The sequence below is a fragment of the Streptomyces sp. MGP-BFMKR1 genome (assembly GCF_057766585.1).
Map to the genome: position 1 here is coordinate 4,100,656 of NZ_CM173408.1, position 16,045 is coordinate 4,116,700.

The window sequence follows — 16,045 nt, forward strand, 5'->3', positions numbered from 1 at the left end:
TCACGATGTGACTCCCCTAGTCAGAAATCCACCGGTACTTTCGAGCTATGACGTCTCTCGGACGGACATTGAAGGCGAGCCGGGCGCTGGCCGGTGGCATGACGCAAGCCCAGCTTGGTGCCACGTGCAACATGAGCCAAGCGAAGATCAGCCGCATCGAACGCGGGGCCGAGTCGCCAACGCCCGCTGAGCGACGGGCGCTCGCACGTGCGCTCAGCGTTCCTCCCGCAATGCTCGGAGCTACGGAGACGGACGAACAGAATGGAGGCGAGGACGACATGCGCAGGCGTGAACTGCTAGTGGCGGCAGCCGGCATAGGAATCGGTGCGGCGACGATCCCCGCAACGCCGGCGACAGGACACGGGGCCCCGGGGCCAGGCTGGGACGCCGCGCTTTTCCGGGACATCGGGAAGCCCACGATGAACGGGGCGCAGTTACACGCGGGGCTCGACACAGTCGCGCGCCAGATCGGTGAGGCACGCTACGTAGAGGCCGCGCGGGCCGTGCCGCATCTCGTTGCCGCCGCGCGGGCCCACGCTCGTCACAGTGGACCGGGCGGGGCCGAGACGCTGGCCCGCGCCTACGTCGTAGCCACAGCGGTCAGTGTGAAGGAACGCACGGACGTTTCCTGGCTGACCGCCGACCGATCCGTGCAGGCCGCTCGGCAAGCGCGGAATCCGGTAGTAGCAGCGATGGCCGCACGTGCTCAGTACGTCGTGCTGCGCCAACGCGGTCACCACGAGTGGGCGGCTCAGGTGGCAGATCAAGCCGTAGCCGATCTGTCAGGTGAAGAACGCGCGAGGCCAGTCCTAGCGCACCTACTCCTTGAGTCGGCCTACGGAGCCGCTCAGGCTGGCAACACGACACGCGCCACCTCGCTGTACGAGCAGGCCCGCGACACTGCTGCCCGTGGCCCAGCCACCACCACGTGGGTCGACGCACCAGGTCCCATGACGAGTGACCAGGTAGAGCGCTACGGGCTCTGCATCCATCACGTACTTGGCGACAGCCGGGCCGCCCTCAAGCACCTGGCCGCGGTGAACGGCAAACGGCTGCCCACTCGTGAACGCGAGGCCAGGGTGCGCCACGACAGCGCCAAGCTCTATCGCGACATGGGAGACCTTCCTTCCGCGCTCGCTCTGCTGCAACAGCACGCTGAGGAGACGCCCCAGGACGCCCGACGTTCCAGCGTCAAGGTCATGATCTCGGGAATGCTGGCCGTCAGCCCGTCCATGCCGGGTCTCAACCAACTTGCCGTACGCGTTGGTGCGGCGTGAGCTGATCGCGGGTACGGCACCACAGGGGAATCTTGGAGCGCTCGCCGTTGCTGTAGTCGGACCAGTGAGGCATGGCTCGTCTCCGTTCTGTGGACACTGTGAACGGTACTGGCAGCCGGGCCCCACATGCCTTCTCGTGACACTCCAAGGCGCGGGTCTGGTAGGGAGGTTGACGGCCGAAGGCGGTGACTGCGTACGCCGAGACCAACTCCCGTTGGGACGGTTCCTCAGTACGACGCCACCGCACGGCGCCAGGCCCGGTTGCGTACGCCGCACCTCCCGGTGTGGACTCCCGGCATGAAACCCGTCCTCTACCTGATCGCCTGCGCGGCAGGACCCACCCAGTACATCGACGCGGGCGTTCGCGCGGCCCAGGGCGCGGGCTGGGACACCTGCCTGGTCCTCACGCCGTCGGCCGCCCGCTGGTGGGAAGCTCGGCGTGACGAGTTGGAGAGCCTGACGGGGCACCCGGTACGGTCCGCCTACAAACTTCCCGGCGAGACCGACGCTTTGCCCGCCGCCGATGCCATGCTCGTCGCGCCGCTGAGCTGCACCAGCCTGAACAAGTGGGCGGCCGGCATCGCCGACACGTTGGCGATCGGTCTCGTGTCCGAGGGGGTCCACCTGGGCGTTCCGGTTGTCGCCATGCCCTACTTCAACCAGGCCCAGGCCGCCCAACCCGCCGTACCCCGCAGCGCACAGACGCTGCGCGACCAGGGCGTGACCCTCCTCCTCGGGCCGGGCGGATACGAGCCGCACCCGCCGAGGCAGGGTGACGCGTCCGCGTTTCCGTGGGAGGCGGCCGTAGCCGCCCTGCCCGCGATCTCGGAGGCCCAGCACGGTGCGGTGACCGATCGCGAACCAACCCCCCGCCGCCCCGCATCCCGCCCACTGCGCCCGTAGCCTGCGCGAGGTGGCTTGGGGACCTGCACGGGTTCAGCAGCGTGTGTTCCTAGTCCTGCCAGGGGTTGGGTACACGCACCGCACGTACCGGAGCGACGCCCAAGCCGACCTGTCCGGCTGTCGCCCAACCCACCGGAGGCCACCGCTTGTATCCGATCACCCGCCACAGCTCCCGCCTCGCCCTCCGCGAAGTCACCATCGACGACGTGAACGCCGTACACGCGATCTACGGCAGCCCCGAAGCAACCGAGCACATGTCCTTCACTCCGCGCTCGCGCGGACAGGTCGATCTGATCGTTGCCCGCTGGATCGCCTCCGCGTCGGCGACACCGCGCGAGGAGTACGCGCTGGCCGCCACCGCACGCCATAGCGGCGAGCCGATCGGATTCGTACGGCTGGCCAACGACCCCCATCAGCCCAGCGCGGCCACCTTCGGCTTCGCCCTGCGCCCGGACACCTGGGGCGTGGGGTACGGGCGCGAGGTCGTGCGCCTGGTCTGTGATCTCGCCTTCACGGAACTCGGCCTCCACCGCCTGTGGGCCGCACGCTCGCCTCACAACATCGCCTCGGAGCGCACACTCCTCGCGGCTGGTCTGACCGAGGAGGGCCGCATCCGAGCCCACGTCCACGTCCGCGGAGCCTGGCGGGACTCCATCACGTACAGCATCCTGCGGGAGGAGTGGGAGTCCGGGCAGGCTGACGCCAGCACCGCGTGATGCTGAAGCGCACTGCCCGGCTACCTCAAGTCGTCCCGACGTGGTCTACGGCGCGTTCGACCTGGCTCTCACCGGTCCAGAGCGTGATCCAGAGAACTGGCTGTTCATCGAGTGCAACCCTGCGGGTCAGTACGCCTGGATGGAACCCGCGACGGAGTTGCCCATGACCGCCACCTTGGCCAACCTCCTTGAGCAGGGAGCACGATGACCGACGCCACTCTCCTGCGACGCGCGCTCGCCGACGAGATCAGCGCTCAGGGGTCGCTCACCGACCCGGGCTGGCGTTCAGCCGTGGAAGCCGTCGCGCGTGAGGCGTTCATCGGTGAAGCCGTCTACCGAGTTGACCGCGATGAACGCGGACGTTCTACACCTCGCTGCGACGTGACCAGTTGCCCGCGACGGACTGGCTGGCACTCGCGTACGCCAACGACACACAGGTCACCCAGGTCGCCGGCGTAGACGCCGGCGATGCCTCTGGCCCGGTCCGCGGGTTGCCAACCTCCTCCGCCACCCTGCCCTCACTGGTGGTGCGCATGTGGGAGGCCGCCGCCATCGGCGACGGGGAACGCGTACTGGAGATCGGCACCGGGACCGGCTACTCCACGGCCCTGCTCTGCCACCGCCTCGGCTCCGAAAACGTGACCTCCATCGAGGTGGACCCTGCCGTGGCCCGCCGCGCTCGCTCCGTCCTGCACAGTCTCGAACTGTCGCCCACGCTGGTCGTGGGCGATGGGTTGGAAGGGCACCAGGAGGGCGCGGAGTACGACCGCATCGTCGCTACCTGCTCCGTTCGCACGATCCCCCATCAGTGGCTGTGGCAGGCCCGCGCGGGCGGGACCATCACCACCGCGCTGGGTGGGTGGGCGCAGGCTTCGGGTCTGGTCCACCTCACAGCCCACGCTGACGGCACCGCGACCGGCCGTTTCACGGGCGAGACCATCTCCTACATGCTCGCCCGCCCCCATCAGCCCCCGCCTCGGGCATCGTTTTTCCTGCACGACGGGGAACAGCGCTCGACGCACGTTGATCCACAGGCCGTGTGGTCATGGACCGGCCGATTCCTCACCCAGCTCGCCGCCCCATCTGCCGAACTGCTCGGCGGCGGTGACCAGGTGATCCTTTTGGACGTGGCCACAGGTTCCCAGGCATGGACAGAGCGGACTGACGGTGGTGGTTGGGTCGTGCACAGCCACGGCCCCCTGCCCTTGTGGCGTTCGGTGGAAGACGCCTTCACCCAGTGGGAACGGGCCGGTCGGCCCGAGCAAAGCCAGTTCGGCATGACCGTCACCAGCACCGGACAGCGCGTGTGGATGAACGACCCCGAGGCTCCCGGTTGGTTCCTGCCGTGTTGATGACAACGCCCCGAGGCCCCTACACCCGCCGCGCCACGAACACGAACTCCTTCCCCGGCCGGTCCGGCGCGTCGCGGACGTCCTCCAGGACGTAGCCGTGGGCGGCCAGGTCGCGTTCGATCTCCGTGCGGTCGCGGAAGCGGAGGGTGGAGTCCGAGGTGAGTACCTGGCCGTCTGAGGCGAAGACGTAGGTCCAACGGAAGCTGATCAGGGGCCAGTTCATCTTCGTGACCTGGACCCAGCTCTCGACGGCGCCGACGTCCGCGATGCCCGTGACCCGGTGGGAGGTCTCGCGGTTCCAGTCCTCCCAGGCGCGGCGGGACGGGTCGCGGGTCTCGAAGACCAGGAGGCCGCCGGGGCGCAGGGCCGCGTAGGCGCCTCGGAGGGTGTTCTGCCAGGTCCGCGGGTCGGTCAGCTCCTGGGCGACGTTGCCCGTCATGGTGGCGAGGTCGGCGCCCAGGTCGGGGAGGTCCGTCGCGTCGCCGCGTATCCAGCGCACCCGTTCGCCACCCGGTTTGGAGCGGGCCACGTCGAGGGAGGCCCCGGCGGGGTCGACGCCGACGACGTCGATGCCGCGCTCCGCCAGTAAGAGGGCGAACACCCCCGTGCCGCAGCCGATGTCCAGCACGCGGCGGGCGCCGCATTCCGTGGCTATCTCGACGTACGCGTCGAGATCGGTGCGGTCGGGGTCGAGCAGGTCGTAGATCGAGGCGAGCCGCGGATGTTCGAAGCACTCATCAGCCATGTTGCCGAAACTAGGCGTTGGCGGGCCCGTGTTCCTAGTCAGTTTCACCTAAGGCGATGGCGGGGCGCTCCGCCCAACGCCGTACGGGTGGCGCGGTGTCGGGCTCATCTCCGGGCCCCCCGCCGGGTGGTGTCTCAGCCCTGGCCCAGCTCGGCGCGCCAGACGGGGCTGTCGACGTAGTGGTTGTCGAAACGCTCCGCGGACTCGGCGATCTCCTTCGGGTCGGCCTCGCCCCGCATGACCCGGCCGAGCAGGCGCAGGTAGTCGAAGCGGGGCAGGCCCGGGGTGAACACGAACAGGACGTCGGCCTCGGCGTCGGGGGCCGCGGCGAAGGCGTGCGGGGTGTGGGGCGGCACGGCCAGGAAGTCGCCCTGGTTCAGGGTGGTGACCTCCTCGCCCACCAGCACCCGCAACGAGCCGCCGAGCACGAAGAACAGTTCCGTCGCCCTCGTGTGGAAGTGAGCCGGCGCCCCGGCGGCTCCCTTGGCGAAGCTGGAGCGGTAGCTGGTGAATCCGCCGGGGGTGGCGCTTGACTCGCCGAGCAACGTCATGACGCTGCTCGGGTCGGCGCAGGTCTCGGCGTCCGCGTGGCGGGTCAGCACTGTTGGCAGCGGTGCAGAGGTGGTGGTGGTGGTGCTGGTCGTGGCCTGGGGGGTCGTGGGCGCGGTGGTCTTCGTCGTCGTCATGTGAATGACCCTATGAAGGGAATGACCCGACCGTGTGGGTCATTCCCGTACGGGAGTCGTGGGTCAAGTTCGGGTCGAGGCTGGCATCGCTTCGTACGCTCCGCGCCGCGCGCGGCCGTGCGCCGGCCATCCCCGTACGCCGCGCGCGGCCGTACGCCGCCCCTCCCCGTACGCCGCGCGCACCCGCGCGGAACGCGTCCCGCGGCCGGGTCACCACGTGCACGGGGCGCTCAAGTCCTGGATGTTGTCGGCCAGTTCGAGGGGGCGGGTGGGCCAGCCGGTGGCGTGCCAGTGGGTGATGCGCCAGGACAGGCGGCGTGGCCACAGGGGGGTGGTGGGCAACTGGGCGACGGGGACCCAGGTCAGCTCGCCGCCCTCGATGTCGAGCTCCTCCGGGGCGCCGACGCGGCCCTCGGTGGTGACGCGGAAGTAGTGGCCGAACCGGCGGCGGCGCCAGACGCGGGCGACCTCGTGGGTGGGGGTGACCGTCAGGCCGGTCTCCTCGCGCAGTTCGCGGACGACCGCGTCCCGGGGTGTCTCGCCGGGCTCGACGCCGCCGCCCGGGATCTCGTACCACTCCCCGTCGTCCCCCCGGAAGCGGATGAGCAGCAGGTGCGCGTCCCGGATGACCAGGGCGGCGGCGCGTATCCGCTCCGGGGTCACCGCGGCCGGGTCGGACCAGGGCGCCGCGCCCCACGTGCGACGGCCGGCGACCCAGGAGCGCAGCACGCTCTCGCTGGTGCCGACGGGGCGGATGGACGCGAGCAGCGCCTCGGCCCGCGGCAGCGTGTGACGCTCGGCGGCGGGCACGGTCTGGCCGACGCGGGGCAGGGTGTAGACGCCCGGCTCGCCGGGGATGCGCGTCACCACGAGGCCGGACGCGGTGAACCGCACGCGCGCCGCCAGGGGTTGGTCACTGATCATCCGATCAGGCTAACCGGGCGGATCGGCGCTCCGCCGGGCTTCGGTACGGGCCGGCCGTCGGTACGCCACGGGCCGGGCTCCGGTACGCCTCGTACGGCCGTCGGCACACCTCGTACGCCTCGTGCGCCTCGTACGGCCGTCGGTTCGGCACGGTCGTCGCGCGTCGCGCGGCCCCCTCCGCCGCGCGTCGCGGGCGACAACCAGCCGACCCGGCCCTCCGGGTCCGTCCCTGGAGGGCGGCCCCGGCGGCGCGCTCCCCCGTGGGGCGCCGACGGGGCCGGGCCTTCCGATGGGATCGCCCGGCGCGGTGGTGCCCCACGCGCCGCCCCGCCGGGCGATCCCCGCTCCCGGCCTCGCACTCCGCGAGGCCAGGAGCCGTACCGGGGGCGCGGCCAGGGGCCGCGCCCGGTGGGCGCTACGCGCCGATGTCGCCGCCGTCGCGCCGCCAGACGCTGACGATCGAGGGGCGCACGAGCTTGCCCGGGCCGTCGGGCCAGGCCGACTTGGGCTTCTCGACGCTCGCGCCGTCGATCTCGCCCGGGTGCTGGACGGCGACCAGGACGCGCTGGTCCTGGACGATCGGGCCGCAGGTCTCGGCGCCGTTCGGGACGGTCAGGAACTGCTTGACCTCGCCGCGCCGCTCACCCGCGGTCGCCACGCCGAACAGGCCGTCGTGGTTGCCGAGGGCGTTGCCGTCGGTGGAGATCCACAGGTTGCCGTGCGCGTCGAAGGTGATGTTGTCGGGGCAGGAGATCGGGCTGACCTTGTCCTTCGGGAACCCGGCGAAGTACGTGCTCGGGTCGCTCGGGTCGCCGCAGACCAGGAACAGGCGCCAGTTGAACCGGTCGGAGGCCGGGTCGTCCCAGTGCTCGGCCAGCTCCAGGATCTGGCCGTGCTTGTTGCCGTTGCGCGGGTTGGCCTCGTCGGCGGGGGCCTTGCCCGCCTTGCCGCGGTCCTTGTTGTTGGTCAGCGCGACGTACACGCGGCCGGTGCGCGGGCTGGGCTCGACGTCCTCGGGGCGGTCCATCTTGGTGGCGCCCACCTTGTCGGCGGCGAACCGGGTGAAGACGTAGACCTCTTCGGCCGTCATGCCCTCGACGTGCGACGTCGTGCCGGTGGCCAGCGGGATCCACTCGCCGGAGCCGTCGAACTCGCCGTCGGCGGGCAGCTTGCCGGAGCCGTCGATCTCGCCGGCCGGGCTGTCGCCGGTGAACTTGGCGACGTACAGCGTGCCCTCGTCGAGGAGCGTGCGGTTGTGCGCGCGGGCGTACCGGCTGTTGCCGTGCATCATCCGCTTGGAGGAGACGAACTTGTAGAAGTAGTCGAACCGCTCGTCGTCGCCCATGTACAGCACCGGGCGGCCGTCGTCGGTCAGGCGCGGCTCGGCGGCCTCGTGCTTGAAGCGGCCGAGCGCGGTCAGCTTGCGCGGCGTGGAGTGCGGGTCGAACGGGTCGATCTCGATGACCCAGCCGAAGCGGTTGGGCTCGTTCGGCTCCTGGAGGGTGTCGAAGCGCTTGTCGAAACGCTCCCACTTGCGCTCGCTGGCCTCGCCACCGATCCCGTACCGGGCGTAGCGTGCCTTGGTGTCGGGGTCGGTGACCTTGCCGCCGTTGGCGAAGTACTGGTTGAAGTTCTCCTCGCCGGAGAGCACGGTGCCCCACGGCGTGATGCCGCCGCCACAGTTGTTGAGCGTGCCGAGGATGCGCTTGCCGCGCGGGTCGGCGGAGGTACGCAGGAACTTGCTGCCCGCGGCCGGCCCGGTGACCTCGAACGGGGTCGAGCCGGTGACGCGGCGGTTGAGGTGGTGGCGGCGCAGCGCGGTCAGCTTGCCGGAGCGGCGGTCCTCGGCGGCGACCACGACGGACAGGCCGTGCGCGGCGATGGCGATCTCGACCTGCTCGCGGGTCGGGTTGTCCGCGTCGTACCCGGCGAACATCAACACCTCGTCGGTGTACTCGTGGTTGACCACGAGGAGCTGCCGGTGGCGCTCGTGCGGCACGTCGAGCACGGCCATGTAGTCGTTGTTGTAACCGAACTGCTTGGCCTGCGCCTTGGCGCTCTGGTTGTCCGGGTCGAAGTCGCGACCACCGGGCAGGATGGGCTCGCCCCAGCGGATGACGATGTTCTGCTCGTAGCCGCGCGGGATGACGACGGCGTCCTTGGTGTTCGGCGCGACCGGCTCGAAGCGCAGGCCCCGGGCGCCACGGTTCTTGACGTGCGACTTGCCGTGGCCCTTGCCGCCGTGCGCGGCGACGGCCGGCGTGGCGGCGGACGCCTGCGGCGCCTGGCCGAGACCGACGGCGGCACCGGCCGCGGCGGTCACGGTGACGACGGCGCTGGCGCGCAGCACGTTGCGGCGCGAGAGCACGTTCGCGATGACGTCGCCGACGTACGCGTTGTCGCTGGTGTTGGGCACCTCGTGGAAGCAGGCGTCACCACAGCGGTAGCGGCAGGTCAGTGCGGAACGGGCACCCGGGTGCGAGCTGATCAGTGGCAGGAGCTTGCGCACGTCAATTCCTTCGTCTTCGATCCAGCGGCGCAGGCCCGCGCCGACACGGTGTCGGAATCCATCCGCCGCGAAGCTATGGGGACGGTGTCGCCAAACGGCGAAGTGAGGGTTAATCAGCGGTGAACGACGACGGTCAGTCGTCACTTACGGTGAGGTTTGGGCCGGAGCGCTCCGGCATCCGGACGCCACGCCCCGCCGGTTATGCCCGAGTTGACGCCCGTCGCCTCCCCGGCACCAACCTCTCGTATCGGACCACCCGCGCCCCCGCCCGCGGGCTCGCTCCGGCCGGCGCCCCAAGGCCCGTTAGCCTTACGTGTCCGGCCAGGCCAGGCCCGTTCGGCTGCCCGCCGGGATACACCGGCGCTTACCGGCACCTACCGGCCATGACGGACGCGCATCGCACTCGACAGGTGAGGGGTTTCATCCATGGGCATACGGGACCTGCTGCGCAAAGTTTTCGGCCGCTCACGGACGGCAACCGACGAGAGCGAGGCCCCGCGCTCGTCGGCCGAGCCCGCTTCGGAGCCGTCGGCCCCGCCCGCCACCGATCCGGCCACCCCCTCCTCCGCTACCGAGCACGAGCACGCCGCGGCGTCCGCGTCGGGCCCGACCGTCATCCGCGTCGCCCCGCGCGAGCCGCTCCCCGACGACGAGAGCACCCGGGAACCGGACCTGGACCCGACCCCGGCCTCGGCCGAGCCGGCGGCCGAGTCCCCGGCCAAGCCCGTGGCCGCATCGGACGTCGAGCCGGTGGCGGAACCCACGGTCGAGCCGCTGGCCGACGACGTCACCGCCACGCCGGCGGCCGAGACCGGGGCGGCGGCCGAGACCCAGCGGGAGCCCGAGACGGAGACACAGCCCGAGGCCGTCGCCGCCACCCCGGCGCCCGAGCCCGAGGCGGAGACGAAGCCCGAGACCGTCACGCCTGAGCCCGAGGCCGAGGCCGTCACACCTCAGTCCGAGGCGGATGCGGAAACCGAGGCCGTCGCCGCTGCGGGCGAGCCCGACCCCGAGCCCGTACGGGACGCCGAGCCGGAGGCCACGGCCGTGGCGGACCCCGAGCCGGAGCCGAAGCCGAAGCCCGCGGCGGACCTGGACCCCGTACCGGAGACCCGGCCGGACGCCGCGCCCGAGCCCCTCGCCGTGGCCGAGGCCGGACCCGAGCCCGTCGCCGTGGCCGAGAGCGGGCCCGAGCTGGCGGCCGACGCGGAGCCCGTGGCGGAGCCGGACGCCGAGCCCGTGGCCACGCCGGACGCCGAGTCGACGCCCGAGCCGGCGGCGGCAGCCGCACCGGCCCCGGCGGGGGACGCGCAGGCCGAGCCGGAGACCGAGACCGAGCCGCGGCCCGAGGCGGAAACCGCGCCGCGCACCGAAGCCGAACCGGAGCCGATGGCCGAGCCCGAGCCGGTGGCCGCCGCGTCGGCGGATGCCGACGCGGGCACCAACCCGGGCGCCGCGCTCTCCCTCGCCAAGATGGAGGAGGCCGCTCCGGGCCTGGTCAGCCTGTACAAGGCCGCGTCCGCCGTGGTCGAGAAGCACGGGCTCGGTGGGCAGCGGGCCGCCGTGTACCTGGTCCTGGACCGGTCGGGTTCCATGCGCCGCTACTACAAGGACGGCACCGTCCAGCACCTGGCCGAGCAGGCGCTCGGCCTGTCCGCGCACTTCGACGACGACGGCGTGGTGCCCGTGGTGTTCTTCTCCACCGACGTGGACGGCACCGCCGAACTGGACCTCGCCAACTACCCGGGCCGCATCGAGGAGTTGCACGGTTCGCTCGGGCACATGGGCCGTACGAACTACCACTGGGCCATCAACGCCGTGGTCGAGCACTACGAGAAGTCGGGGTCGACCGACCCCGCGTTCGTGATCTTCCAGACGGACGGCGCGCCGACCAGCAAGCCGGCGGCCGAGCGGGCGCTGTGCGAGGCGGCCCGGTTGCCGATCTTCTGGCAGTTCGTCGGCTTCGGCGACCCGCAGGCCAAGGGCTTCGACTTCCTGCGCAAGCTGGATGACCTGGCCGTGCCCGAGCGGCGCCCGGTCGACAACGCGGGCTTCTTCCACGCGGGCCTCGAACCGCGCGACCTGTCCGACGCGGAGCTGTACGGACAGTTGATGGTGGAGTTCCCGGAGTGGCTGATCGAGGCCCGGGAGGCGGGCGTGCTCCGCTGACCCCGGCCGCCCGGACCCCGGGCCGCCCCCGACCCACCCGGACGGTCCCGCGCACGCCCAGCGCGGGGCCGTCACCGTGCGTAAACGCGTCGGCGACGGCATCCGGTGGCCGTTAGGATTTCGACCATGGCGGCCACTGGAACCGAGCAGCGAGGGGCGAGCACGTACTACGTCTCGACCCCCATCTACTACGTGAACGACGCTCCCCACCTGGGCCACGCCTATACGACCGTCGCAGGCGACGTGCTCACCCGCTGGCACCGCCAGCGCGGCGAGAAGGTGTGGTACCTCACCGGCACGGACGAGCACGGTCAGAAGATCATGCGCACCGCCGAGGCGAACGGGGTGACCCCGCAGGAGTGGTGCGACAAGCTCGTGGAGGAGGCGTGGAAGCCCCTCTGGGAGCACCTGGAGATCGCGAACGACGACTTCATCCGCACCACGCAGAAGCGGCACACCGACCGCGTCCAGGAGTTCGTCCAGGATCTCTACGACAAGGGCGAGATCTACCAGGGCGGCTACGAGGGCCCGTACTGCGTGGGCTGCGAGGAGTACAAGACGCCCGGCGAGCTGCTGGACGGCGGTGGGGGCACCTCCCAGACGGAGTCTGGGGGAGAGTTCGCCGGTCAGAAGCTGTGCCCGATCCACAAGAAGCCCGTGGAGATGCTGAAGGAGGAGAACTACTTCTTCAAGCTCTCCGAGTACGGCCCGCGGCTCCTTGAGCACTACGAGAACAACCCGGACTTCATCCAGCCCGAGTCGGCCCGCAACGAGGTCGTGAACTTCGTCCGGCAGGGGCTGCAGGACCTGTCGATCTCCCGGTCCACGTTCGACTGGGGCGTGCCGGTGCCGTGGGACGACAAGCACGTCATCTACGTGTGGATCGACGCCCTGCTCAACTACGCGACGGCCGTCGGGTACGGCTCTGACCAGGCGAAGTTCGAGGCGACCTGGCCGGCGAGCGTGCACCTGGTGGGCAAGGACATCCTGCGCTTCCACGCGGTGATCTGGCCCGCGATGCTGATGGCCAACGGACTCCCGCTGCCCGGCAAGATCGCCGCCAACGGCTGGCTGATGGTCGGCGGCGAGAAGATGTCCAAGTCCAACCTGACGGGCATCAAGCCGCAGGACCTGACCTCGCACTTCGGTGTGGACGCGTACCGCTGGTACTTCCTGCGGGCCATCGCCTTCGGGCAGGACGGCTCGTTCTCCTGGGAGGACTTCAGCGCCCGCTACACCAGCGAGCTGGCCAACGACTTCGGCAACCTGGCCTCCCGCGTGGCGGCCATGGTCGGCAAGTACTTCGGCGGCACGCTGCCCGAGGCCACCGCGCACGGCGACGCCGAGCAGGCCGTCGCCGACGGGCTGGCCAGGGCGGTCGCCGAGGCGGACGCCAGGATCGGCGACGAGCTGGACTTCGCCGGCGGCATCGCGGCGGTCTTCGACTTCATCAAGCAGGTCAACGGCTACCTCACCGAGCAGGAGCCGTGGAAGGTCGCCAAGGACACCTCGCCCGAGGGCCAGGCCCGCCTCGCGACCATCCTGTACACGGCGGCCGAGGCGCTGCGCGGCACCGCCGTGCTGCTGGCCCCCGTGATGCCCGCCACCTGCGAGAAGCTGTGGGCCTCGCTCGGCGCCGAGGCGCACCTGGGCCCGCTGGCCGACCAGCGCGTGCAGTCCGCCGGCACCTGGGGCGCGCTGCCCGCGGGCGCCACGGTCACCAAGGGCGAGATCCTCTTCCCGCGCCTTGAGGAGCCCGCGAAGGGCTGACCGCCACCCCGCGCACGCGACACGCGCGACACGCACGCGACACCACGACGCCCGGCCGGAGCCCCCGGCCGGGCGTCGTGCGTGTAGCCATCCACCTGGGCCGATTCCCGGTCGACCCGGGCCGGCCCGGCCGGCCAGGCCGGGGGTCCGCCCGGTACCGCCGCCACGCGTTGACGTTTCGCCAACCGAACGTTTAGGCCACGCGCGCACCCTGTGAGAGGTAGGGACACGGGAAGTACGTGAAGAACGAGGACGCAGTGGCCGATCAACGCGTGACCGTGACGGTGCACGGCACCGACCCCCTCTCCCGGGACGGGGTCGTCCGACACCTGCGGGACCAGCCGGGGGTGGAACTTCTCGACGGGCCGCGCCCGGGGGAGCAGTCGCCGCCGGGCGGCGTTTCCGTGGCCGTGCTGCTCGCCGGCCGGTTCGACGAGCTGGCCGGCGCCGAGCTGCGCCGCCTGGTGCGCGGCGGCCAGCGGCGGGTCGTCGTCATCACGGACGAGCTGCCCGAGAACGACCTGATGGCGGTGCTCGAGTACGGCGTACGCGCGGTGCTCTGGCGCCATCAGGCGACGCGCCGGCGGCTGCTGCGGGCCGTGCACCGCACGGCCCGCGAGGAGGGCGTCCTGCCGCCCGACCGGATCAGGACGCTGCTGCCGCGCGGCGAGCGCACCCGGCGCGAGTGCCCACGCCCCGACTGTGGCCGCCGCGGCGCGCCGTGACCCGGCGCCCGGCGGCCCGGGCGGATGCCTAGCGGGCCAGCGACTTCGCGTCGCCCATCACGATGACCGGATGCCGCTCCGGGTCGAGGGCGCGGACGAGGTCCCGCATGTCGCGCTCGGCGAGGCTGACGCACCCCTGGGTCGGGCCGCCGTGGTCCACGTGGACCCAGATGCCGCCGCCCCGGGAGGCGCCCATCGGCCGGGTCCAGTCCAGCGGGGACGTGCCGGGCACCCGGTTGTAGTTGATGGCCACGACGTAGTCGAAGGAGCCCGCCAGCGGCTCGCCCTCGAAGCCCCGGCCGACGGCCGTGAAGGAGTCGGAGCGCTCGTACGGGAGCCGGCTGCCCGGGTTGGCGTGCAGGCCGCCCGCGTCCGTGAGGCCGAAGACGCCGATCGGCGAACGCAGGTCGCCCATCATGTGCTTGTCGGTCCAGCCGCGCCGCGCGTTGTGCGCGGGCCAGAACGTGCCGGCGCGCCAGGCGCCCTCCTCGGTGCGCTCGTACAGCACCGCCCTCGACCGCGAGGAGTCGCGGCCCTCGCCCGTCACGAGCAGCACCTGTCGGCTGCGCTCGGGGACTTTGGCCAGCGTTTTCGGTCCTATGCCCGGCAGTTGGCGGGGCAGCGCGGTGGGCGCGGCCCGGCCGGCCCGGCCGCCGTTGGCCTCGGCCTTGGCCGCCGTACCGGCCGGGGCTCTGGTCGCGTCGGGCTCGGGCTCGGTGGAGAGACCGCAGGCGCCGAGGGCGCCGAGCGCGCCGGCGACGAAGAGCGTGGCGGCCAGGCCGCGCGCTAAGGGACGACGGGGGGACGGTAGCGAAGGCGACTGCGGGGGCATGATCGCTCTCTTCCGGGCAGGGCGCGGGCGGGGACCGACGCCGGACGGTGACAGACGGCACGGACGGCTCACACGGGGTCGAAAGCCGCTCAACCTCCCAACGTGCCACATGCGTCCAGTGTGCCGCTGCCGATACGTTCCTTCTCCGGTGGGTGAGGCAACGAAACTGATGTTTCGTCACACTCGGGCAGCGGGCGGTCCTCCGGGCGGTGGCGGGGGCGTGCCGCGTTCGGTGTTCGGCGTTCGGCGTTCCGGAGCGGGACGCCGGCCGACTCGGCGTCGGCGGCGGCGTCAGTAACGTCAGTGGCGTCAGTGGTGTCAGTGGCGTCAGTGGGCGAAGACCGTGCTGGCGAGGATCACGTGGGTGGCGGTGCCGCCGAGGATGCTCAGCAGGGCGGTGCGGCGCCACAGGTGGAGGCCGACGGTGACGGCCAGGGCCGCGAGCGGGGCGGTGGCGCGGGCTTCGGTCACCGGCAGGTCGTGCAGGCAGTAGACGACCAGGATCACCATGACGCCGGCGGGCATGTGGGCACTGAGGTACCGGGCGGTCCCGCTCTCGCGCAGCGGGGTGAGCGCGGCGAACGGCAGCGCGCGCAGGGCCCAGGTCACGGCGGCGGAGACGAGGACGGCGGCGATGGCGTAGCGGGTGTCAGGCATGGCGCGGTGTCCGGGACGTGGCGAGGCGACGGCCCAGCAGGGCGGCGGTGAACAGGGCGAACGCGGCCGGGAGCAGCTGGCCGGGGAAGAGGAGGCGGGCGAACAGGGCGCTGAGCACGGCCAGGGCGGGAGTGGCCAGGTGGCCCCGCAGGTCGCGGACGGCGTCCAGGGCGAGGACCGTGAACAGGGCGGTCAGGGCGAAGTCCAGGCCGGTGACGCGGTCGGGGATGAAGGAGCCGAGCAGGGCCCCGACGGTGGAGCTGGCCGCCCAGCACAGGTGCAGGAAGAACTGCAACCACAGGATGCGACGGCTGGACCAGCCGCGCGCCTGCTCACCGGTGGTCAGCGCGTACGCCTCGTCGCACAGCGCGTAGGTGCTGTACGTCTTGCCGAGCCGGCCGCCCACGCGGTGCAGCGGGAAGGACAGCGTGTAGAAGACGTGCCGGACGTTCACCAGGAGCGCGGAGACCGCGATCGAGGCGAGCGGGGCGGCGGCGGCGACCATGCCGATGAGCAGGAACTCGAACGATCCGCCGAAGACGAGTGCCGCCGACAGCCCCGCCCACCACCACTGGAGACCCGACTGCGTCACCAGCGCCCCGTAGGCGAGCCCGAGCGGCAGGAAGGCCAGGCCCACACCGGCGGAGTCCCGCAACGCCGCGCGCGCCTCGGAGTGCGGCGCGGGCGGCGGGGCGGGTGAGCACCGAGGGCGGTCCTCGGTGGCGACGGGGCTGGTCTCCATGCGTGGAATTTTAGGATGGATGACGCCTCATATGGTTG

General features: G+C 71.7%; 14 protein-coding genes. 7 read left to right on the forward strand and 7 right to left on the reverse strand.

The window, feature by feature from the left end; all coding sequences use genetic code 11:
• Positions 1-47: 47 nt before the first annotated feature.
• From AC3CHW_RS15755 to tgmC, 4 genes are all read left to right on the forward strand, one after another.
• Positions 48-1,277 (forward strand): helix-turn-helix domain-containing protein, encoded by a 1,230-nt coding sequence (locus AC3CHW_RS15755; RefSeq protein WP_488470868.1) that lies wholly within the window; start codon positions 48-50, stop codon positions 1,275-1,277.
• Between the two features lie 297 nt (positions 1,278-1,574).
• Positions 1,575-2,180 (forward strand): flavoprotein, encoded by a 606-nt coding sequence (locus AC3CHW_RS15760; RefSeq protein WP_488470869.1) that lies wholly within the window; start codon positions 1,575-1,577, stop codon positions 2,178-2,180.
• 146 nt (positions 2,181-2,326) lie between these two features.
• Entirely contained in the window at positions 2,327-2,896 is a 570-nt protein-coding gene (locus tag AC3CHW_RS15765; RefSeq protein WP_488470870.1) for a GNAT family N-acetyltransferase, read from the forward strand.
• A gap of 389 nt (positions 2,897-3,285) precedes the next feature.
• Positions 3,286-4,248: an ATP-grasp peptide maturase system methyltransferase gene (gene tgmC / locus AC3CHW_RS15770; protein WP_488470871.1), complete on the forward strand. Its 963-nt coding sequence runs from the start codon at positions 3,286-3,288 to the stop codon at positions 4,246-4,248.
• A gap of 19 nt (positions 4,249-4,267) precedes the next feature.
• On the opposite strand, the gene AC3CHW_RS15775 is transcribed toward tgmC, so the two are convergent.
• The 4 genes from AC3CHW_RS15775 to AC3CHW_RS15790 form a co-directional block, all read right to left on the reverse strand.
• Complete coding sequence (locus AC3CHW_RS15775) at positions 4,268-4,993, reverse strand: class I SAM-dependent methyltransferase (RefSeq protein WP_488470872.1); 726 nt, start codon at positions 4,991-4,993, stop codon at positions 4,268-4,270.
• 134 nt (positions 4,994-5,127) lie between these two features.
• Positions 5,128-5,679, reverse strand: a complete 552-nt coding sequence (locus AC3CHW_RS15780) for a cupin domain-containing protein (protein ID WP_488470873.1) — start codon at positions 5,677-5,679, stop codon at positions 5,128-5,130.
• Between the two features lie 210 nt (positions 5,680-5,889).
• Positions 5,890-6,603, reverse strand: a complete 714-nt coding sequence (locus tag AC3CHW_RS15785) for an NUDIX domain-containing protein (RefSeq protein ID WP_488470874.1) — start codon at positions 6,601-6,603, stop codon at positions 5,890-5,892.
• A 415-nt stretch (positions 6,604-7,018) separates the two neighbouring features.
• The gene (locus tag AC3CHW_RS15790) at positions 7,019-9,112 is read right to left on the reverse strand and encodes a PhoX family protein (protein WP_488470875.1); all 2,094 of its coding nucleotides are present in this window, start codon (positions 9,110-9,112) and stop codon (positions 7,019-7,021) included.
• A 426-nt stretch (positions 9,113-9,538) separates the two neighbouring features.
• On the opposite strand from AC3CHW_RS15790, the gene AC3CHW_RS15795 reads away from it, so the two are divergent.
• From AC3CHW_RS15795 to AC3CHW_RS15805, 3 genes are all read left to right on the forward strand, one after another.
• Positions 9,539-11,281, forward strand: coding sequence for a vWA domain-containing protein (locus AC3CHW_RS15795; RefSeq protein ID WP_488470876.1), 1,743 nt, complete (start codon positions 9,539-9,541; stop codon positions 11,279-11,281).
• 126 nt (positions 11,282-11,407) lie between these two features.
• Positions 11,408-13,051 (forward strand): methionine--tRNA ligase, encoded by a 1,644-nt coding sequence (gene metG / locus AC3CHW_RS15800; protein WP_488470877.1) that lies wholly within the window; start codon positions 11,408-11,410, stop codon positions 13,049-13,051.
• Positions 13,052-13,308: 257 nt separating this feature from the next.
• Complete coding sequence (locus tag AC3CHW_RS15805; RefSeq protein ID WP_232109887.1) at positions 13,309-13,776, forward strand: DNA-binding response regulator; 468 nt, start codon at positions 13,309-13,311, stop codon at positions 13,774-13,776.
• 28 nt (positions 13,777-13,804) lie between these two features.
• Here the strand turns inward: AC3CHW_RS15805 and AC3CHW_RS15810 are convergent, their stop codons facing one another.
• The 3 genes from AC3CHW_RS15810 to AC3CHW_RS15820 all read right to left on the reverse strand — a co-directional run bounded on the left by AC3CHW_RS15810 (position 13,805) and on the right by AC3CHW_RS15820 (position 16,007).
• Positions 13,805-14,608, reverse strand: a complete 804-nt coding sequence (locus AC3CHW_RS15810) for a hypothetical protein (RefSeq protein ID WP_488470878.1) — start codon at positions 14,606-14,608, stop codon at positions 13,805-13,807.
• Positions 14,609-14,935: 327 nt separating this feature from the next.
• The gene (locus AC3CHW_RS15815) at positions 14,936-15,265 is read right to left on the reverse strand and encodes a branched-chain amino acid transporter permease (RefSeq protein ID WP_488470879.1); all 330 of its coding nucleotides are present in this window, start codon (positions 15,263-15,265) and stop codon (positions 14,936-14,938) included.
• Positions 15,258-16,007 carry an AzlC family ABC transporter permease gene (locus tag AC3CHW_RS15820; protein ID WP_488470880.1) on the reverse strand — a complete coding sequence of 250 codons (750 nt, stop codon included), beginning with the start codon at positions 16,005-16,007 and terminating at the stop codon, positions 15,258-15,260. Before AC3CHW_RS15820 ends, AC3CHW_RS15815 begins: the two co-directional genes overlap by 8 nt.
• Positions 16,008-16,045: the final 38 nt, after the last annotated feature.